Source organism: Mesorhizobium sp. M0028, from assembly GCF_040323855.1.
In the GTDB taxonomy this organism is placed as follows: domain Bacteria; phylum Pseudomonadota; class Alphaproteobacteria; order Rhizobiales; family Rhizobiaceae; genus Mesorhizobium.
This window is the reverse complement of sequence record NZ_JAMYVG010000003.1, coordinates 471,093-491,420: the sequence shown is the minus strand read 5'-3', so window position 1 is coordinate 491,420 and position 20,328 is coordinate 471,093. Positions and strand designations below refer to the sequence as shown.

The window sequence follows — 20,328 nt, the reverse complement described above, 5'->3', positions numbered from 1 at the left end:
CAGGGAGGAGCAATGGCATTTGGTTCCGAGGCATCCGTCGGCCACAGGGGGGAGGGGACGGCGGAAGCGGCTGGCGAGACCAAGAGGCGGCGCTTCGCGTTTTCGCCTGCCTACCTCTATGCGACGCCCGTACACCTCCTGGTGCTTGGGATCATCGTGCTCCCCGCCATCTTCGTCCTGTGGCTGAGTTTCGAAGCCTCGTCATTCGGCCAATCGGCAACCTTCGTTGGGTTCGATAACTACATCCGCGTCCTCACCGATCCCTATTTTTGGTGTTCGGTCTGGAACACCGTCCTCGTCGTCGCCGTGGCGGTTCACATCGAACTGCTGCTCGGCCTTGGCCTGGCCCTGCTTTTCGCTTCCGGGCTTCCCCTCCAGCGCGTCATGCTCGTCGTGGTGCTCGCTCCCTACGCCATCAGCGAGGTGACGGCGGTCGCAATGTGGCGCTTCCTGTTCGATCCGGACGTCGGCCCAATCACGCTAATGCTGCGATACACCGGTCTGCCGACGCTCGACTGGACGTTCATCCCTTCCCACGGCCTCGTCCTCGTCGGCCTGCTCACGATCTGGCTGCACCTGCCATTCACATTCATCATCCTCTATGCGGCACGACTCGCGGTTCCGAAGGAGCTCTACGAGGCTGGGCGCACCGACGGGGCCAATGCGTTCCAGCTCTTCCGCAACATCACGCTGCCGCTCCTGGCGCCAGCGATGCTCATCGCGCTGCTCTTCCGCTACATCTTCGCCTTCCGCCTCTTTTCCGAGGTCTGGCTCCTGACCCAGGGCGGCCCGGCACGCACGACCGAGGTCGTTTCCGTTTATCTTTATCAGGAAGGCTTCCGCTACAACTCGTTCGGCACGGCGGCCGCGACGGCGTGGATGATGGTCGTCATCTCGCTGCTGCTTGCGACTGGCTATGTATGGCGGCTGCGCAAGGAATCCCTGGCCAATGCGTTCTAGGCGTCTCGCCATCGGTGCCGGAAAGATGCTCGCTGTTGCGGCAATCGTCGTCTGGTCACTGTTTCCGATCGGCTTCATCGTGCTCTCGTCGTTCAAACCCGGTCGCGAGATTTTCGCGGTTCCACCGGAGCTCTTCTTCGAACCGACCTTGGAGCACTACGCCTCGCTGTGGCAGCGCTGGCCGGCCTTTTTCGACGGGCTCGTCAACAGCCTGATCATCACCACCGGGGCGACGGCGCTTGCCGTCATGGCAAGTATGCTCGCCGGTTTTGCCTACTCACGCTATCGGGGCGTCCGTTTCCTGGAAGGATCGGTGATGTTTCTGATCGGATCGCGGCTGATCCCGCCGATCGTCGTGACGCTGCCACTGTTCCCGGTCGTCAATCGGCTCGGGCTCAACGACACCCATCTGGTGCTGATCCTGCTCTACGCGACGTTCTTTGTCTCGCTCGGCACGCTCTTGATGCGCACGTTCATCGATCAGGTACCGCGCGAACTCGACGAGGCGGCTGTCCTCGATGGCGCGCGGCCGCTGACGATCCTTGTCAAGATCATCTTGCCGCTCGTAGCGCCCGGCATGCTCGCCGTCGCCGTCTTCGTAGTCGTCTTCGCGTGGAACGAGTTTCTGTTCGCCTATATCTTCACCGCCAACCACGCCAAGACCGCGCCTCTGGTCCTTTCGGAGATGATCAGTTCGATCGACGGCGTCGACTGGGGCGTGCTCTTTGCGGCCTCTACCGTCCAATTGCTGCCGGTTCTCGTCTTCGTGGTCCTGATGAACCGGTTTCTGGTCGCCGGATTGACCGCCGGCGCGACCAAGGGGTGACGACGTCACCGAGAAAGGGAGGAAGACAATGCCTTTGCACATGACACGCAGAGCCCTGCTGACGACCGCGATGGCCGCCGGCGCGACGGGCGCATTGGGTCGGTTGGCCCATGCCCAGGTAAAGACGCTGAACGTGCTTTGCCATCGCGTCCACCAAGCCAACCTGACGACCGGCGCCGCCGGCAATGTCATCAAGCCCTGGGAGGACAAGAACAACGCCCAGATCTCCTGGACTACGCTTGACAGCAATCCGCTCCAGGACCGGTTATTCCGGGAGGCGAGCCTGAGCGAGACCGATTTCAACGTCGGCTATGTCATCGACAACCGCATGACGTCGCAGATCGCCTCGCTGTTCGAGCCGCTCGACGACCTCAAGAAAGCCGAGCCGATCGACGATTTCGACGATATCGCCGAGGGCCTGCGCCAATCGATGACCGTCGGCGGCAAGCTCGTCGGCATCCCCGTGCGCCATGCCACGCAGGGGCTTTTCTACAACGAGGAGCTGCTTCAGGAGGCCGGCATTTCGGCGCCACCGAACACATTGGAGGAGCTGGTCGAGCAGGCGAAGAAGCTGACCTTCACCTCCAAGTCTGGTACGCCGGCCGTCGGCATGATCCTTGCGAGCGACCTCGCCGTCTTCCCGGTCATGTTCGCCCGCGCGTTCGGCGGTGATTTCATCGACAAGCAGTTCAAGGTGGTTCCCGATCCGGAGGCGATGGAAAAGGGCCTGTCCGTGCTCGCCGACCTCTTCAAGGCCGGGGCGCTTCCCCGCAGCTACGCCACAACGCGCAACGACGACATGGCGACGTGGATGCAGCAGGGACGCGCTGCCTTCGCGGTGCTGCCTTTCGCCCGCTACGCGCAGCTCAACAGCAAGGAACAGTCGACTGCGCCGGGAAAGATCAAGCCGATCGAGTTTCCCGGCTCCAAGACCCTCGGCACCGGTCAGGAAATGCACCCAGTCGTCGAATCCTGGGCAATGGCCATTCCCGCCAATTCGGCGGACAAGAGGCTCTCCTGGAGCTACATCCGCTTCGTAGCGAGCAAGGCCGCCACACTCGACATGGCGCGCAACGGCAATGGCCCCGTCCGCGCTTCGACCTATGCCGAGCCGTCGTTCGCCGGGGCGCTGCCACAGGCGACGGTCGAGGCAGCCGCCCTTGCCAAGGCGCGACCGGCCTTTCCGGCTTTTCCCGAAGCCGCTCGCGCTCAGTCGACGTTTCTCGAGGAGGTTCAGCTCGCCGTCCTCGGTCGCAAGAGCCCGAAGGAAGCGGTCGCCGCCATTGTCGATCGCGTCAAGCCGCTAATGCCAGCTTGATCGTATGGACTGACGTGGCCATGTCGCCTGCTACTTGCCAGGCGACCAACCGGCGAGGATCAGCGCGGTCGTAAAGTCGTCGTCGGGTGAGGCGGTGTTCCATGGACCTGAGTTCGATCGCGCGAGCTCAGGACTGCTTAGCAGTGCGCTGGCGGCAGACAGCAGGTTCAGCGCGCCGCCACCGATATCCCACCACGCGGCCTAGGCGCCTGGGCGATCGCGTGATGCAGGCCTTACGGCGAGGCCACGCCTTGGCGCACGAGGATCATCAGCGACTCCAGCCGCGCGACGTCCTCTGGGCGAAAAAAGCTTGACGACATCATATTCGGATGCGTTTACTTCGTCCGTAACTAGGATATAAATTCCATTACTATGGAACAGAGCGAAGGGAACCAAGATGAAGCGTTTCTTGCAAATCGTCGCTTCACTCGCCGCGCTTATGCTGCCGGCGACAGGCGCTGCCTGGGCCGAGCCCGCTAGAGGTGGAGTGATTGATGTGGCGACCATTGGGGAGCCGCCGACACTGGATCCGATGGCCTCGACCGCCGATCTGGTTGGCATTGTCACGCAGCACATCTACGAGACGCTCTATACCTTCGACAAGGACTGGGGCATCACGCCGCTGTTGGCCGCCGAAATGCCACAGATTTCACCGGATGGCCGTACCTACACCATCGCGCTCAGAACCGGCGTTAAGTTCCACGACGGCAGCGATATGAATTCGGCCGACGTGGTCGCTTCGCTGCAGCGTTGGATGAAGATTGCCACGCGCGGCAAGCAGGCAGCCGAAGTCATCGCCACGGTCGACGCCGTTGACGACCACACCGTCAAGCTCACCCTGAAAAAGCCGTTCGCGCCACTTCTGTCGCTGCTCTCACTCAACAATGCGGCCGCAATCATCATCCCGTCCGAAAACGTGGGACAGGAGCCGCTGACCAGCTTCGTCGGTACCGGCCCCTATATGTTGAAGGAACGCAAGCCGGACCAGTACATCCAGCTTGCCCGGTTCGACGGCTACAAGTCGCGCGACGGCGAACCCAACGGCTATGGTGGCGCCAGAAAACAGTATCTCGACGAAATCCGTTTCGTGCCGGTTCCCGATGCGAACACGCGCGTCGAAGGCGCTGTCTCCGGCCAGTTCGCCTATGTTGACTCGCTGCCGGTCGAGTCCTTTGACAAGATCTCGGGTGGCAAGACCCAGCCGGTCATCTTGAAGCCGTTCGGTTGGCCGGTATTCGTCCTCAATACCAAGCAGGGGCTGAATTCCGACATTCGCATCCGCAAGGCGATACAAGCAGCGCTGGCGCCGAACGACATGCTGCTCGCCGCATTCGGATCGAAGGAGTTCTTCGCAGCCGACGGCGACATGTATCCCGAAGGCTTTGCCTGGCACACGGACGCCGGCACCGAGCCCTACAAGCCCGATGGCGACACTGAGGCGGCTGCGGCGCTGCTGAAGGAAGCCGGCTATGACGGCAAGCCTTTGCGCATCCTCACCAGCCGCCAATACGAGTTCCACTACAAGCTGGCGCAGGTCGCGGCCGAGTATCTGAAAGCCGCCGGCTTCCAGGTCCAGCTCGACGTGGTCGAATGGGCGACGCTGACCAAGAACCGCACCGACCCGGCGCTGTGGGACATCTACATTAGCCACAGTCCGTTCCTGCCCGAGCCGTCGCTGACCGGCATAATGTCGGACTCCTCTCCGGGTTGGTGGGTTTCGGATCGCAAGCACCAGGTGCTTGAGGCGTTCAACGCCGAAGCCGATCCGGCCAAGCGCGTCGCGCTGTTCGCAGATGTCCAGAAGGCGATCTACGACGAGGTTCCAGCGTTCAAGGTCGGCGACTTCAACGCCTTGGCCGCCCAGGCCCCCAAGCTGAAAGCCGTGACGCCGGCGCCATGGCCCTATTTCTGGAACGCTTATCTGGAAGGCAACTGAGACGGTCCTGCTTTCCGCCTCCACTCAACGACAGGCGACCGGGTGCCGGCCGACAAAGCCGGCGCCCAGCAAACCGTTCGATGGTTGCTCAGGGATGCTATAACGCCGATGCTGCACTCAATCCTCAACAGACTTCTCGGCATGATCGTCGTCATGGCGCTGGTCGTCACCATCGTGTTCGTCATCGTACGGGTGACGCCCGGCGATCCGGCGGCAGTTATGCTGGGTCCAGACGCCACCGCCGCCGATATAACCGCGCTGCGGTCCAAGCTCGGGCTCGACGGTTCCATCCTCGAACAGTTCGGGCGCTACGTTCTCGATGTCGTCCAAGGCGACTTCGGCCAGTCGATCTTCCTCGGCGAGCCGGTCACGACCGCGCTCGCCCAACGCGCCGAACCGACGTTTTTTCTCACCGTCTTCTCCCTGGTAATCGCAACGCTCATCGCGCTGCCGGTCGGAATCCTGTCGGCCTATAAGCGCGGCTCTATCTTCGACCAGGCAGCAACCACCATTGCCATGTTCGCAGCCAGCGTGCCGAGCTTCTGGCTCGGCCTTGTGTTCATTCAGTTCTTCGCCGTGAAGCTCGGCTGGTTCGACACATCTGGCTATGGCGGGCCGGGAGCTTCGTTTGCCGACCGGCTTGACCATCTGGTGCTGCCGGCGCTGGCGCTCGGTCTCATAAGCTCGGCACTGATCACCCGCTTCACGCGTGCCTCGATGCTCGACGTGCTCAATGACGACTATGTGCGGACCGCCCGATCCAAAGGCATGAGCGAATGGCGTGTGGTGCTGAAGCATGCCTTCAGAAATGCCTTGATCCCCATCCTCACCGTCATCGGCCTGACCGCGGCACTGCTCATTTCCGGTGCGGTGGTGACCGAGACGGTGTTCGGCCTGCCCGGCGTCGGCAGCTTGGTCGTCTCGGCGGTGTTACGGCGCGACTATCCGGTTATCCAAGGCGCGCTGCTGGTCATTGCCGGGCTGTACGTCCTGGTCAATTTCGCCATCGACATGCTCTATCTGGCTGTCGATCCGAGGGTTCGCTACTGATGGCCGCTATCTCGGTGCCGCTCCAGGCGGAGCCAAATATGCTTTCGCGGCTGATGACGCGGCCGACGGCGGCGGTGGGCATCGCCGTACTGATCGCCATCGTGCTCGCCGCGATCCTCGCGCCGGTCATCGCCCCCTACGCACCGACTAAGCTCTCCATTGCCAGTCGGCTGCATCCGCCGAGCCTCGACCACCTGTTCGGCACCGACGATCTCGGGCGCGATATCTTTACCCGCACGCTCTACGCCGCGCGCACTTCGCTGGCGGTCGGCTTTGCTGTCGTGATCTTCGCCTCGATCATCGGTGTCGTTTTGGGACTGACTTCCGGCTTCTTCAGAAGGCTCGACGCGCCGGTGTCGCGGTTGATCGACGCCATGATGGCTTTTCCCGACATATTGCTCGCAATTGCACTCGTGGCGGCACTTGGCGCCACCGCCGTCAATGTCGTGGTCGCCCTCGGCGTGGTTTATGCGCCGCGGCTCGCACGCGTCGTGCGCGCCTCGACGCTGGTCATTCGCGAACTGCCCTATGTCGAGGCGGCCCGCGCACTCGGCGTGCCGACGCCGATTATCCTGGTGCGGCACGTACTGCGCAACGTCACCTCTCCATTGCTGGTGCAGGCAACCTTCATCTTCGCCAACGCCATCCTGGCCGAGGCCGGTCTGTCCTTCCTCGGCGTTGGCATATCGCCCGACATCCCGACCTGGGGCACAATGATCGCCACCGGCCGTCAATACATGGATCAGGCCGGCTGGATCATGATGTTTCCGGGCGGCGCCATCGTCATCACCGTGCTGTCGCTGCAGCTCGTCGGCGACGGCTTGCGCGATCTTCTCGACCCTCGTCTCGCAAAGGACATCTGATGTTCAGCAATCGCTCTTCCCAAACCGAAAGGCCGCTGTTGATCCGGGGCGCAAAACCAGTCGGCTTCGGCGGCGAGTTTGGCCAGACGATCGACGTGCTGATCGGCAAGGATGGCCGTATCGCCGAAACCGGTTCGACCATTGCCGCCGGCGAGGATGTGACGATGCTTGACGCCAATGGCGCGTTCCTGTCGCCCGGCTGGACCGATCTTCACGTGCATGTCTGGTACGGCGGCACCGACATTTCGCTGCGGCCGCAGCAATGTGGCGCCGCCCGAGGCGTCACCACGATGGTCGATGCCGGCTCAGCCGGCGAAGCCAATTTCCACGGCTTTCGCGAGTTCATTATAGAGCCGGCGCGAGAGAATATATACGCGTTCCTGAACATAGGTTCGATCGGTCTCGTCGCCTGCAACCGTGTCAGCGAGCTGACCGACATGCGCTCGATCGACATCGACCGCACCATTGCAACCGTCGAGGCCAACCGCGACGTCATCGTCGGACTGAAGGTGCGTGCCAGCCACGTCATTACCGGCGGCTGGGACCTGACGCCGGTCCGGCTGGCGAAGAAGCTCAGCCGCATCCTCAAGCTGCCGCTGATGGTGCACGTTGGTGAGCCGCCGCCACTCTATGACGATGTTCTCGGCCTGCTGAGCGAAGGCGACATCGTCACTCATTGCTTCAATGGCAAGGCCGGCGGCTCGATCATCGAGGACGACGATCTTTATCGGCTCGCCGAGGATGCGGCGCAGCGCGGCATTGTGCTTGATGTCGGCCACGGCGGCGCCTCGTTCTCCTTCGATGTCGCCAAGGCGGCGCTCGAGCGCGGTCTGCCGCCGAAGACGATCTCGACCGATCTGCACAACCGCTCGCTCGACGGCGCGGTGTGGGATATGGCAACCACCATGTCGAAGCTGTTGTCGCTCGGCATGGCATTCGACGATGTGGTGACGGCCTCGACGACGGCGCCGCGCCGCGCCATCCGGTTGCCCGCCGACGGACTGCTGGAAAAGGGCAGGCCGGCAGAATTCACTTTGTTCGACCTCGCCGACGCCGAGCTCACCGTGAAGGATTCGCAAGGGGCGACAAGTACGCTGCACCGGCTGTTCGAGCCTCGCCACGCTATCCTCGGTGCCGAGGCGATCATTGCCCACCGCCACCTGCCGCCGGAAGGTTCTGCGGGCAGTGTGCACGTCTGTCCGCATTGCGGGTGGAAATCATGAGCGGCGCGATCGCCAGCGACGTCATCCTGTCGGTTCGGGACTTGCGGACCTGGTTTCAGACCCGCCGTCTTACCGCCAAGGCGGTCGATGGCGTCACCTTCGACCTGAAGCACGGCAAGACTCTGGCCGTGGTCGGAGAATCCGGTTCCGGCAAGTCGGTGACCAGCCTGTCGATCATGGGCCTGCTGTCACGGCCCGGAAGGATCGCCGGCGGCCAGATATTGTTCCGCGATCGGCAGGAGCGTGTCCACGACCTCGCCGGATTTACCCAGAAGGAATTCCGCAAGGTCCGCGGTCGGGAAATCGCGATGATTTTCCAAGAGCCGATGACCAGCCTCAACCCGCTCTTAACGGTCGGCGATCAGATCGGCGAAATGATCGCGCTGCACGAGCCGGTGACCCGGGAGCAAGCGCGCAGCCGTGCGCTCGCCATGCTGAAGCATGTCGAGATTCCGGACGCCGTCTCGCGGCTCGACGACTATCCGCACCAGATGTCCGGCGGCATGCGCCAGCGCGTCATGATCGCCATGGCACTCGCCTGCAGTCCGTCGCTGCTGATCGCCGACGAGCCGACTACGGCCCTCGACGTCACCATCCAGGCGCAGATCCTCGATCTCTTGCGTCGCCTGCAGGTCGAGATGGGCATGTCGATCCTTTTCATCACCCACAATCTCGGTGTCGTCGCCGAGATCGCCCATGATGTCGTCGTCATGTACGGCGGCCGTGTCGTCGAGCAGGCACCGGTCAACCACCTGTTTGCGCACCAGCGCCATCCCTACACGAGAGGGCTGCTGGCCTGCACGCCCAATGCCGCGCGCGACATGGGTGACGACGGCAAGCGCCGGGCGCTCTATTCCATTCCCGGCAGCGTGCCGCCGATCACCGCATTGCCGCCGGGTTGCGCCTTCGAGCCGCGCTGTGACTTCGCCATTGCGCCCTGTCGCGCGGCACCGCCGCCATTGATGCCGGCAGGACTGCACGGCGCTTCCCGTTGCATCAGGAGTGCAGAGCTGTGAGCGCCGGGGTGATACCAAGTCGTGCGGCGACTGCGCCATTGCTCAGCGTGCAGGGTCTGACAAAGCACTTTCCCGCCCGCAATGGCCGCATCGTTCATGCTGTCGAGGATGTCAGCTTCGATGTCGGACGCGGCTCGACGGTCGGGCTGGTCGGCGAGTCCGGCTCCGGCAAGACCACCGCCGGGCGCGCCATCCTCAGGCTGGTGGAGCCGACCAGAGGCAAAGCGCTGTTCGACGGCGTCGATCTGTTTTCGCTGTCCGCACGTGAAATGCGCGGCTATCGGCAAAAGCTGCAGATCGTGTTCCAGGATCCATTCTCCAGCCTCAACCCGCGCATGCGCATCGCCGCCATCATCGGCGAGGCACTCGACGCGCGCGGCTTTCCGCGAGGCAAGCGACGTGCCGACAGGGTCGCCGAACTGCTGACCCTGGTCGGCCTGTCGCCTGATCACGCCACGCGCTACCCGCACGAATTCTCCGGCGGCCAGCGCCAGCGCATCGGCATTGCACGCGCGCTCGCCGTCGAGCCGGAATTCGTCGTCGCCGACGAGCCGGTCTCGGCGCTTGACGTGTCGGTGCAGGCGCAGGTGCTCAACTTGCTCGGTGAGTTGCAAAAGCGGCTCGGCCTGACGCTGCTGTTCATCGCGCATGACCTCTCGGTGGTCGAATACCTTTGCGACGAAGTGGTGGTGATGTATCTCGGCCGCGTCATGGAGCGTGGTCCGAGCCGTCTTCTCTACGCCGCGCCGCGGCACCCATACACCAAGGCATTGCTGGCGACAGCACCCGTGCCCGACCCGACCCGCCGACGCACTCACGTCGCCTTGCGTGGTGACATTCCAAGCCCGATTGACCCGCCTTCCGGCTGCGTCTTCCGCACCCGCTGTCCGGACGCAATTGCTGCCTGCGCCGGGATCATTCCGCCCGTCGACGATATCGGCGGCGGGCATCACGTGGCCTGCATCCGGCACAACCAAAAAACGATCTGATTGGAGTTTGTGTATGACTTTTTCCGAGCTCATGAAGCGACCGGAAAGCACGCCCTACGACCGGCTTTTGGCGCTTGGAATAACGCTGCCCGAGGCGCCGCCGCCGATCGCCAATTTTGTCACACACGTGCAGGAGGGCAAGCTGCTGTTCCTGTCCGGCCAGGGGCCGAGTGAGGCCGACGGCCGGGTCTATACGGGCAAGGTCGGTGCCGACGTGACCGTGGATCAGGCCTATGCCCATGCGCGGCTGACCGGTGTCAACCTCATTGCCGTCATGCACGCAGCGCTCGGCGATCTGTGCCGCGTGCGACGTGTGGTAAAGCTGTTCGGCATGGTAAACGCCACGCCGGATTTCGCCGATCACCCCGCAGTGATCAACGGCTGCTCGGACCTGCTCATTGACGTTTTCGGCGAGCGCGGCACCCATGCCCGCTCTGCGGTCGGTCACGGATCACTGCCGGGAGGGATCAGCGTCGAAATTGAAGCCGTCATCGCCGTTGATTAGTCGCATCGAATAGTCGGAGCACAAGACCATGCCTGTCGAAGATATCCGCAGCCAGTTGGGCCTCAGGCCCGTCATCAACGTCTCAGGCACGATGACCTCGCTCGGCGCCTCCATTGTCGTTCCCACGGCTGTCGAGGCTGTGTCCGGCATTCTCACCGAGTTTGTCGAAATGGCCGATCTGCATCGCAAGGCCAGCGCCGTGATCGCCGAATTGACGGGCGCGGAGGCCGGTTTCATCACCGCCTCCTGTTCCGCGGCAATCAGCCTGGCCGTGGCGGCCAGCATGACGGGCCCGGACCTTGCCGCGATCGAACGGCTGCCGGATACCGCTGGACTGAAAGACGAGATCGTCATCCAGTCCGGCCACATGGTCAGCTACGGCGCACCGATCGAACAGGCGATCCGTCTCGCCGGCGCCAAGGTCGTGCCGGTCGGTCAGGCGACCAGCGCCTCGGCGTATCAGCTCTCAGGCGCTATCACCGAGCGCACTGCTGCAGCAATCTACGTCGTGTCGCACCATGTCGTCGAGTATGGGCAAATCCCGCTGAAGATGTTCGTCGAAACCGCCCGTGCACGCGGGGTCCCGGTCATCGTCGACGCAGCGTCCGAATACGATCTGGCGGGCTTTCTCGCCAGCGGAGCCGATCTGGTGCTGTATTCGGGTCACAAATTCCTGGGCGGCCCGACATCCGGTATCGTCGCAGGCACGAAGGCGCGGGTGCGCGACGTCTACTTGCAGAACCGGGGCATCGGGCGCGGCATGAAGGTCGGCAAGGAAGGCATCGTCGGTGCGCTCGCTGCTCTCCAGGCCTGGAAAACGCGTGACCATGAGGGTATTCGCGCTCGCGAACGCCGAGCGCTCGACTGCTGGGCGCAAGCACTCGAGGGGCGGCCTGGCGTCACCGCCGCTATCGTACCCGACCCGACCAGCAATCCGCTCGATCGCTTGAAGGTGTGGGTGAATGCCGCCGAATCGCGCATTACAGCCTGGGATCTGGCCGACCGGCTGGCAGCTGGCAATCCGCCGGTGGTCGTCCGCGATCATGAAGTCGAGCACGGCTATTTCTTCCTCGATCCATGCAATTTGCATCCCGACGAAGAATTCATTGTGGCGGCACGGCTTGCCGAGGAGCTTGATGGCGCGCGCAAGTCGAATGCGATCATCGCCACACCATGGAACGAGCGTCTCATGGCCCGCGAGGCTGCGATCCTCAACTGGCCGGATTGAGGCTGGCTGTGGTAAATGCCCCGGCTGCCTTACAGTGCCCGCAAAACCGAGAATGCCATGCCCACGATAGCGCCCGACCTGCACCTGAACCCCGCCGAAGACCCGCGGGAACCCCGCCGCTCGCGCACCAGCGGTATCGACCGTGCGCTGCAGATACTCGACTATCTGCAAAAGCAGGGGCGGCCAGCAACTGCATATGAGATTGCGCACGACATCGGCGCCCCCCTGTCGACGATCTACGTCATCGTCGACGATCTGGTCGAAAAGGAACTGCTGGACCGCAAGGACGGCGGCCTGCTCTGGCTGGGTCCGCGGCTCTATCAGTACGGCCTGACCTACGCTCGCACATTGGACCTGCTCAACGTGGCAACGCAGGAGATGCACGAACTGGCTCAGAGTTCGAAAGAGACGATCCAGCTATGCGGCCGTGACGGTGACCATATGGTCGTGCTTGCGATGGAAGAGGGCAAAGATCATTTCCAGGTTACATCTCGCGTCGGGACCCGGACGCCGCTGAACTGGACCGCGTCGGGTCGGCTGCTCGTCGGCCATTTGCCGGAAGCCGAACGCCGCGCCATTTTCGCTCGATCCGCGATCGCATCTCCGACCGGACGCGCCGAGACGGACGAGGATGTGCTCGCTCGGGCGGCCGCCACAGCACTGGAGCAGGGCCTGTCGATCCAGGCTGGTGAATCTGACTTTTCAGTTGCCTGCATTGCGGCTCCCATCCGTGACAACCAAGGAGCCTGCCGTGCCACGATCTCGATCGTCGTCCCGGATGTGAAGCTGAAGCAAAAGAACCCGGATTTGATTACGATGGTCAAGATCAGTGCGCGCCGCATCGAGTCGCGGCTCGGTTGGCGAACCGACCGGCCATAACGAACGCCCGGCGCGAGTTGGCAAAATCACGGGATGGTGCGTTTCTGCACATCCCGCTCACCGAACCAGAAATGATCCCATTGGGCTCAGCAGCCCGTCCAGACGAAAATTTGACGCATTGAACCGACGGGCGCCGAGTCTCCAGCCGTTCCAATCAAGCCTGCGCTCGCATCTTCAAGCTGGCCGATCTGGTGGTTTTCGGTGCCTGACAGGCTTGAGCAGTGAAACGAGAATGTGCTCTCTGGCCTGTTGATCAGACGCTCCCGTCGTCAGACAACCGAGTACAGCGTCATCGCTGCATCAAAGCCGCGCTGACCTCTCGGGTCGAGGGCTGCCCTGATCCCCAGGGATCCGGGGCCCCGTGCGGTGTGGCCGCGCGCGCCGAGCCTCGCGTCGCCGAAGAGGCCCGAGGCGATGTCGAAGCCCAGAGTGTACATGCCGGGCGGCTCTGCAGTGCGGGCAGCCTTAAAGGCATCCGTCGAGGTCTTCTCCGCGATCTTCGCGCCGACGGTCGCGAGGCCGAGTTGCGCATTCCGGGCGACAATGAAGAACGCTGAATCCTCGCAGCCAACGCGCTCGTCAGCATCAAGGCCATCCATGAAAAGCTGCTTTCCCGGGCCCCATAGCGTGTCTGCTCCGGGCATCGCGACGCCAATATCAAACCCGGTCTTGGCGGGGCCGTCTGGCTCTAGTTCTCGCATCCCGCTCAACAACGCGTCGCGGCTGACCATCATTTTTCCCTTGTCTGCATAAACGCTTTTCAGCCCCTTCGCGCCTTCCGGAAATGGATCGGGCGTCAGCCCTTGCGGGAAACGCCGGGCCGGCGTCTGCTTCGCGGCGAAATCAACCGGCAGGCACGCTGTTTTAGGATCGTTGATCGCCGCGGCGGCGGCTTGCGCGATGATGTCTATATCGACTTGGAAACCACGGAATGCCTCCTGAACCATCTGCAGGGTTGTCGGTGCCGTGAAGGTGAACTTGCCTGGATTGAGCGTAATGAAGTCCATCAGGTTCATCTGGTCTAGCCGGCTGCTGCGCTCCTTCGCGCACTCAACCAGAACATCCTGGGCTTGCCGGACCTGCGCTGCGTTCGGCGGGATCGGTCCATCTGCGATGGAGATTGGAGCTAGGGTGACGAAATAAGGAACGGCATTGGCGTTCGGATCGGTCTGGAATGCGTTCAGCCATTGCTGGAGAAGCCCCTACATCTGGCTGGGATCCGTTACGTCCCCCATGATCAGATTGATCGGGCCGCCTTCGTGGTAGACGGTCGTGCGCACGTCTTCATGGAAATGCCTCTGCATGCTCTCCATTTTCATCTTGGCGTCGGCAGAAAACAGCCCGTAGGACCCCGACAACTCCATCGAAACGGCTTGGGCCTCCTCGGAACTGGCTGTATCCATCTGCAGGACGGCCAGGAACATCCCGCCGCGTCCTACCCCGTTCACGAACATGTTCCCGTAGCGTGATTGGAAGAGCTCGGGATTGCTCGATATCGCCGCCGCCGAGCCGCTCAGCTTTGGTTCGTCGATGCCGTGAAAGGGCAGCGTTACTTTGGCGGAGATGAGCAGGAACAGGGAACTGCTCTGGATCTTGGAACTTTGGGCGAAGTCAAACCTTCCGGACGCGGAGAAGCACCCGCACCCGCCGCTCGCTTCGACATTGATGCTCAGCGACTTTTCGAGTTCGGCGGTGGTGTGAATACGGCGTATGTCGAATGAAGATATGGACCCCATTGCATCGTCGACGCCGGAAAATGCGCCATCGACGACATGACCCATCGGACTACCCGTCGCAAGATCGACACCTTTTCCATAGTCGTAGCCGGGAGAGTAAGGTACGGTTACTTGAGTAAGCATTTCAATCTCCTGATGGGCCTATTGGCATTACTCTTAAATAAACCAGTTCAGCAGAGTATAATCTGCATGATTCTATCTGGCCGCCAGAGTGCAGTCTAAGGGGCTAGTTGGCGGCGTCCTCCCCACATTCCTAGCAGGAAGGCTCAAGCGTCGTCGGGAGGCGCTACCCCAAGCCATCTGTCGAGTTCCCGTTTCGGAACCAAAATTACAGGGCCGGGCGCTCCGCCCCGGGAACAGCTCCCAGACGTCTTTGATGTCCATGACCTTCTCTGCAAGGTCTTCAAAGAACGGTCCGACCGGAACCGATCCATGCATGTCAAGAAGCTCGATCGGAACCGGATCGCTCGCCGAGCTTGAGTTCGGAGCAGTTCCTGGCGCGGAGAGGCCACCCTCGCCGGAGGCACCAGACATCCAAGGCGGAGCAGGCGCGATCCTGCTTCGAGTGCGGATCGCGCATGCTAGAGCTAGTCTGATACGGATTGGACGAGGATGGTGATGTCGTAACTGGCATCCGCGCCCTGCACGTTTTTCACGGTTTGGAAATCCATGATCGCGGACAGGTCGATCATCCCTATCTCGTCATCGCCTGAAAGGTCGGTCTCGATAATATTAAGGTAGAATTCACCGGCTGGAACGATCTGTTTGATGTCGAGATTGTAGTCGTTTCCCGGAGTGAAGGATCCAATCGGGAAGCGAACAGGACCCATCACTCCAACAAGGTCGTCAGAACCTGTATAATCGTTCGTCGAATGACATTTGATGCGGGTTATGTTCAGTGAGTAGGGACGCATGGTCATTGCTCCATCAACTTGTTGCGAGACGGAATGCTCACCTGCCCGAGCTTACGAATGGCTTACGGGGTGGTCACGGCCCGCTGCTTTCTGCTCGCTGAGGTGTTGTCGGCGACCGTGGACATCACCCGATGCCTGTCGCGCGGTCAGTCAATCCGGTAAATGACGTAGTAGGCCGAACCCTCAATCGCTGAGCGGGCGATCTTGGCGATTGGACCCATGCCTTGTTCTTCCTTGTCCATGGTGACGGAGCCGAGTGGATCGTTGCCATTAAGAGGGCCGTCTTCATCCCAAAGAGAGAGATTCTGGCTATACTCGAACGGCAGCACGAGGCCAGGTTCGAACGACTGGTCCGCATTGACTTCCCTGGTGGCTCCGGGAGAGGGCCAGACAGCGTCATCGACATTGCCTTCAGTCCCGGTGGTGATGAACAGGTTGTCCGGATCGGCCCGTATGGCGTCGATCGCTCCAAGAACGCTTGGCAGTGACTTGATCCCTTGCAGCAGGCTGCCGGCGAAGTCGTTCTGGATGAATTGCGGCGTCAGGCCCATGATGGCGTCGACTAGCGCCTGGTTGGCCGCGAAGTCGGTTCCGGTGGCGGGCTGGACACAATAGATGGTTTGAACGGTTGCGGTCGGCATGGTTTCCTCCATGAGTTGGAACGATGCCGACAGTGACCGAGCCGCGCTTACGTTTGGCTTACATGCTGAAATGACGCGCACCCGGCCCATCATCTGCTATAAGAGTGCAGCCTGGTGGATCTGGATGCGGCGGTGCACGGCGGCACGATAGCAAAACTTTCAATGCCAAGACCCGCGGGAATCTCGCGGCGGCCGCGCATTGCTGCACTGGTCGACAGGTGCCTGGAATCCGGCATGTGCTGGATTGCTGCCCCTGGCGGATACGGGAAGACCACCGCAGTCATCGATTACCTCCAGGAAAAGCGGGCTCCGCATGTCTGGTATCGCGTCGATGACGAGGACCAGGATATCGCCCGGCTGTTCTACTATCTGGCGATGTCGCCTGGGGCGCGGGAACTCAGCCTTCCTGTTTTCGGAACCGAATATGCGGAGGATGCTGCTGCATTCGCGCGTCTGTTCTTCCGCGCTTACTTGGCGCAGATGGTGCCGGACACGGTCATCGTCCTCGACGATATTCACCGTGCCGATACACCAGAATTCCGCGAAATTCTGGCTGTCCTGCTGCGGGAATTGCCCAACACGGTCCGGTGCATCTGCATATCGCGTACACTGCCTGGTGGGGGCGTGGCCGAACTCGCGCTCGCAGGCAAGCTGCCGGTCATCGGCCAGACGGCACTGGAATTCTCGGAGGACGAAGCACGCTGCCTCGTCGGTCTCAGGGAACCAGGCCATGAGAAGGGGATCGAGGTCGCCGCCGCCAAGGGGTGGGCGGTCGGCCTGGTCATGATCGCCAACCAGAAATCAAGTACCCCACAGTTGATGAGCGCCATGCCTCTGGGGCAGGGAAATTTCCAGGAGGTGGTCGGCAGACTGTTCCTGCAGAACGTTCCAGGCGACGACCAGAACACCCTGTTGAAGCTTAATCTGCTTCCCGAAATCAATTCCGGTCTTGCCGACGCCTTGCTCGGACCCAGAGTCGGCGGCCCGGTGCTGGAGCGGCTCTTTCAAATGCAGCTGTTGGTCACCCGAACAGGCCTCAGAGGCGGAGGATTCCAGTTCCACGACCTCCTGCGCGACTACCTGTCCAGGCTCTTCGAAGCGCGGCTGCCGCCGGAAGAGCAGGCAAGTTTGCGCGAAAGGGCAGCTCGGGTCCTGCGCGACGCAGGATTGGTCGACGCTGCCGTATCGATGGCTCTCCAAGCAGAAGCCTGGCCGCTTGCCCGCGAGTTGGTCATCGAGCACGCCGAGGCGATGCTGTCCCAAGGCCGCAGGGCTACCTTGATCGAATGGGGCACCAGATTTCCTGCTGAAGAACTGGAAGGCTGGCTTCTCCACTGGATCGGGGCCGCTCACGTTCCTGACGACGCCGCAGCCGAGCGATGGTTCTCACGGGCTTGGGAGGCGTTCGAGAAGGACGGCGATTTGCGGGGGCAGTGGCTGACCGTAATCCGCGCCGTGCTCGTAAAGACAAGCAGCTGGCGGACGCACGGGGGCCTGGACGGGTGGACGCGAAGGGCAGCCGCCATCCTTCGCGGGAGGCAACCCGATCTTGTCCCGAGAGAGCGGATGCTGGTTGGTGTCGGCATGTTGCGCGCGGTTGACTACGGCGAGGCCGACGAAGAGACCGCACAGGCAGGAGTGAAGATCGCCGACGAGCTCCTGCAACAGCTGTCGAATCCGACTGGTGAAGTTCCGGTTGACCTGAGATTGCTTGCCAGTGAAGCCCTTGTTGATCATGCGGTCTGGTCAGGGCGGCAGGACATCTTCGAACAGGCGGTCGACAGCGTCGCTTCCGAATTGAACGACCCGAAGGTGACGCCTTGGGTGCTTGGCATGTGGTTGGTCTCTTTCGGCGCCGCCAGCGGCAGGTATTTTTCATTCTCGAGGCGCGGGTTTCCATATGCCTCGGCCGAAGACGCCCTTCGCAAGGCAATCGAGATGGGCGAGAGGGAAGCCCTGAAAAGCGTCGAGTTCAGCGGTCTCTACCATCTCCAGCTGCTGCTCAAGCTGCGCAATGATTTCGCCGGCTTCGCAGATCTCGTGACAAGGCTCGGCGAAATCGCGGACAGCCGCTTCACAACTCAGGTGGCCGTAGTCGCAGATTGCCGAGCCGCCATGCATGCGCGGCAAGGCAGCTTCGTCGAAGCCTACAGGGATTGCGACACGTTCATGACCGCGATCGAAGAGGCGAACGAGCCGATGGTCGAGCGCTGGCCGCATTATGTCACCAAATTCCAGGTTCTTCTCGCCGACAGAAGACCGGCTGAGGCCGCCTCGCTGTTGGCAGATGTCGTCGATCGGCTGGACGGCGGCCCGCGGGAACGGGTGAAGATTTGCATTCTTGCCGCTGCCGCTTTTGAAGAGAAATGGAGGGGCGGAGCCGCTTATGAAGAGAAACTGACGGAGTTCATGGCAGCCCTGAGGGCCGTCAACCCGTCTGCAATCCTACTCAACCTGCCCGATCTCCTCGCCGAACTGCTGGCGGATGCACTTGACCGCGGAATTGAAGCGGATCTCTGCCATTCGGTCATTCAGACGCGGCGTCTCGTCCCGCCAATGAGACGGCCTGCTAAATGGCCATGGCCACTGAAGATCTTTGTACTGGGCGGCTTCAGGATCGAGCTCGACGGAACTCAATTCGATCTCGGATCGAAATCGCCGACGCGTGCCCTCGATATCCTGCGGGTTCTCGCCCTGGCGCGCGACCAGACCTGTCCCCTCGAAAGCATTCATGACTGGCTTTGGCCCGATCTCGACGGGGATCAAGCCAAACCGGCGTGCGAGCAAGCCCTTCACCGCCTGCGCAAGACGCTCGGCAAGGGCGACTTCATCGTCCAGAGGGAGGGGCGGATCAGTCTGCCCCCGGATAAGGTGTGGGTCGACCTTGCTGATTGGGAAGCCCGTCTCAACCGCGGTCTTTCCAGGAAAGGGGATACGACAGCCCCCGAAAAGGAACAGCTTCTGGCGAGATTCCCCGGCCCGCCACTGTCACCGGGTTCTCTTCCGTCTTGGGCGATACCGGTGGCCGACAAGGTTCGGGACGGCTATATCGACCTGGCGATCAACGTCGGAAGACATTGGGAGAATGCCGGAGAAGGTTTCCGGGCGCGAGAAGCCTATCTGAGAGCACTCGAGTACTACCCAGATTCGGAAAGAGTGTACCAAGCCCTCATCAGGGAACGTCTGTCCAGCAGTGATCCTGCCGCAGCTGTAGACGACTTCTCGCGCTACGAAAGGGCGGTTGGAGCGAACGGGGAATACAAATCCTCACACGTGATCCGCACGCTGGTGCGTCCGTATCTGAGATCTTGAACGCCCAAACCCGTAAGCCATCCGTGAGCTGCGTCTTGCCAGCGTGCTCCGAACCTCTTCTTTGCACGGCCCGATAACTTCACGGGCAATCCCAGGTCGATCGTGTGCGGGGCGGTTTTGTCTAACCAGCAATCCGGGATCGGAAACACTGAGAGACCGGAGCGATAGACTCTGCGCTTGGGCAGCGTACCTGCGTGTCCCCAGCGGCGTTCAAGACTACTCGCGCTGCGAGCGGGTGATAGACCGGCGGAACCGGGCTTTCGATGCAATCCACTTGCGTGTGGTTTCTTCCAGAGCGAATGAATCCAAAAAATTTCGATCTGTAAGCCATCCGTAAGCTGCGGTCAGAGAAACTCAATCCGTCGAAAACAAACAACCGCTTCGTCCGGCCCCTCGAGGGGCTACCCCGCTCGCGAAACCGCGCATGCAAGCAGCCCGATGAGGATCAAAACATGTCTACATGGCAGGATAGAGCATACCGGATATTAAATCTTTTCGAGGGTTCGGCCGACGAAGCTGGCGACCGGACCTGGCAGATTATGAACCACGTTCTCGACGAGAACAATCAGGACGACTACATCAGCAGAGACTTCTACAACGTCCAGCAGACCGCAGGCGGGCTGCCGGAAGGCGTCAGCTTCGAAGTCTTCCTGTCAGCGGTGTCCGGTCATGTCAGGGACGAGCTGCAAGGCGGAAGCTTCGACGAGGGGCTTGGCGATGATGACATTCGCACGGCAGGCCTCTCTTTCGACGACAACATTCGCCGGCATATCCGGTTCCTCAACGGAGTGGTCCACCAAGGCGCTCCCGGCGAGGTTCATCTCGGACTATGGGAGAGAATTCTGCAGGCCCGCGACAATGGCCGGAGTATCCACTCGCTGTATCACGATTACCTTGTCGATGCCTAGCCGGCTCAGACACTCACGGGTTTT

General features: G+C 61.7%; 18 protein-coding genes. 14 read left to right on the top strand and 4 right to left on the bottom strand.

Going from position 1 to position 20,328, the window contains the following annotated elements; translation table 11 throughout:
- Nucleotides 1-12 precede the first annotated feature (12 nt).
- The 12 genes from NKJ93_RS10190 (at nt 13) to NKJ93_RS10135 (ending at nt 12,793) form a co-directional block, all read left to right on the top strand.
- A complete protein-coding gene (locus tag NKJ93_RS10190) occupies nt 13-960 on the top strand; it encodes a carbohydrate ABC transporter permease (RefSeq protein ID WP_023718496.1) in 948 nt (315 codons plus the stop codon).
- Nucleotides 950-1,786 (top strand): carbohydrate ABC transporter permease, encoded by an 837-nt coding sequence (locus tag NKJ93_RS10185; RefSeq protein WP_023718495.1) that lies wholly within the window; start codon nt 950-952, stop codon nt 1,784-1,786. The genes NKJ93_RS10190 and NKJ93_RS10185 overlap by 11 nt, the downstream gene beginning before the upstream one ends.
- 28 nt (nt 1,787-1,814) lie before the next feature.
- The gene (locus NKJ93_RS10180) at nt 1,815-3,104 is read left to right on the top strand and encodes an ABC transporter substrate-binding protein (protein ID WP_023718494.1); all 1,290 of its coding nucleotides are present in this window, start codon (nt 1,815-1,817) and stop codon (nt 3,102-3,104) included.
- A gap of 397 nt (nt 3,105-3,501) precedes the next feature.
- Nucleotides 3,502-5,040: an ABC transporter substrate-binding protein gene (locus NKJ93_RS10175; RefSeq protein ID WP_023718492.1), complete on the top strand. Its 1,539-nt coding sequence runs from the start codon at nt 3,502-3,504 to the stop codon at nt 5,038-5,040.
- Nucleotides 5,041-5,148: 108 nt separating this feature from the next.
- The gene (locus tag NKJ93_RS10170) at nt 5,149-6,090 is read left to right on the top strand and encodes an ABC transporter permease (protein ID WP_023718491.1); all 942 of its coding nucleotides are present in this window, start codon (nt 5,149-5,151) and stop codon (nt 6,088-6,090) included.
- The gene (locus NKJ93_RS10165; protein WP_023718490.1) at nt 6,090-6,953 is read left to right on the top strand and encodes an ABC transporter permease; all 864 of its coding nucleotides are present in this window, start codon (nt 6,090-6,092) and stop codon (nt 6,951-6,953) included. The genes NKJ93_RS10170 and NKJ93_RS10165 overlap by 1 nt, the downstream gene beginning before the upstream one ends.
- Nucleotides 6,953-8,176, top strand: coding sequence for an amidohydrolase/deacetylase family metallohydrolase (locus NKJ93_RS10160; protein WP_023718489.1), 1,224 nt, complete (start codon nt 6,953-6,955; stop codon nt 8,174-8,176). The genes NKJ93_RS10165 and NKJ93_RS10160 overlap by 1 nt, the downstream gene beginning before the upstream one ends.
- Entirely contained in the window at nt 8,173-9,192 is a 1,020-nt protein-coding gene (locus NKJ93_RS10155; protein ID WP_502904380.1) for an ABC transporter ATP-binding protein, read from the top strand. The genes NKJ93_RS10160 and NKJ93_RS10155 overlap by 4 nt, the downstream gene beginning before the upstream one ends.
- Nucleotides 9,189-10,181, top strand: a complete 993-nt coding sequence (locus NKJ93_RS10150) for an ABC transporter ATP-binding protein (RefSeq protein WP_352483667.1) — start codon at nt 9,189-9,191, stop codon at nt 10,179-10,181. The genes NKJ93_RS10155 and NKJ93_RS10150 overlap by 4 nt, the downstream gene beginning before the upstream one ends.
- Nucleotides 10,182-10,194: 13 nt before the next feature.
- Nucleotides 10,195-10,686 (top strand): RidA family protein, encoded by a 492-nt coding sequence (locus tag NKJ93_RS10145; protein ID WP_023718486.1) that lies wholly within the window; start codon nt 10,195-10,197, stop codon nt 10,684-10,686.
- A gap of 28 nt (nt 10,687-10,714) precedes the next feature.
- Complete coding sequence (locus tag NKJ93_RS10140; protein ID WP_023718485.1) at nt 10,715-11,914, top strand: aminotransferase class V-fold PLP-dependent enzyme; 1,200 nt, start codon at nt 10,715-10,717, stop codon at nt 11,912-11,914.
- A 57-nt stretch (nt 11,915-11,971) separates the two neighbouring features.
- Nucleotides 11,972-12,793, top strand: coding sequence for an IclR family transcriptional regulator (locus NKJ93_RS10135; protein WP_023718484.1), 822 nt, complete (start codon nt 11,972-11,974; stop codon nt 12,791-12,793).
- Nucleotides 12,794-13,062: 269 nt separating this feature from the next.
- Here the strand turns inward: NKJ93_RS10135 and NKJ93_RS10130 are convergent, their stop codons facing one another.
- From NKJ93_RS10130 to NKJ93_RS10115, 4 genes are all read right to left on the bottom strand, one after another.
- Nucleotides 13,063-13,809, bottom strand: coding sequence for a hypothetical protein (locus NKJ93_RS10130; RefSeq protein ID WP_352588811.1), 747 nt, complete (start codon nt 13,807-13,809; stop codon nt 13,063-13,065).
- A 186-nt stretch (nt 13,810-13,995) separates the two neighbouring features.
- Nucleotides 13,996-14,652, bottom strand: a complete 657-nt coding sequence (locus tag NKJ93_RS10125; protein WP_352588808.1) for a hypothetical protein — start codon at nt 14,650-14,652, stop codon at nt 13,996-13,998.
- A 464-nt stretch (nt 14,653-15,116) separates the two neighbouring features.
- Nucleotides 15,117-15,449 (bottom strand): hypothetical protein, encoded by a 333-nt coding sequence (locus NKJ93_RS10120; RefSeq protein ID WP_352588805.1) that lies wholly within the window; start codon nt 15,447-15,449, stop codon nt 15,117-15,119.
- Nucleotides 15,450-15,589: 140 nt separating this feature from the next.
- On the bottom strand, nt 15,590-16,096 hold the full coding sequence (locus tag NKJ93_RS10115; protein ID WP_023718480.1) for a hypothetical protein: 507 nt from the start codon (nt 16,094-16,096) through the stop codon (nt 15,590-15,592).
- A gap of 102 nt (nt 16,097-16,198) precedes the next feature.
- Between NKJ93_RS10115 and NKJ93_RS10110 the strand changes: the two genes are divergently transcribed.
- Nucleotides 16,199-19,396: an AfsR/SARP family transcriptional regulator gene (locus NKJ93_RS10110; protein ID WP_023718479.1), complete on the top strand. Its 3,198-nt coding sequence runs from the start codon at nt 16,199-16,201 to the stop codon at nt 19,394-19,396.
- 452 nt (nt 19,397-19,848) lie between these two features.
- Nucleotides 19,849-20,304, top strand: coding sequence for a hypothetical protein (locus NKJ93_RS10105; protein WP_023718478.1), 456 nt, complete (start codon nt 19,849-19,851; stop codon nt 20,302-20,304).
- Nucleotides 20,305-20,328: the final 24 nt, after the last annotated feature.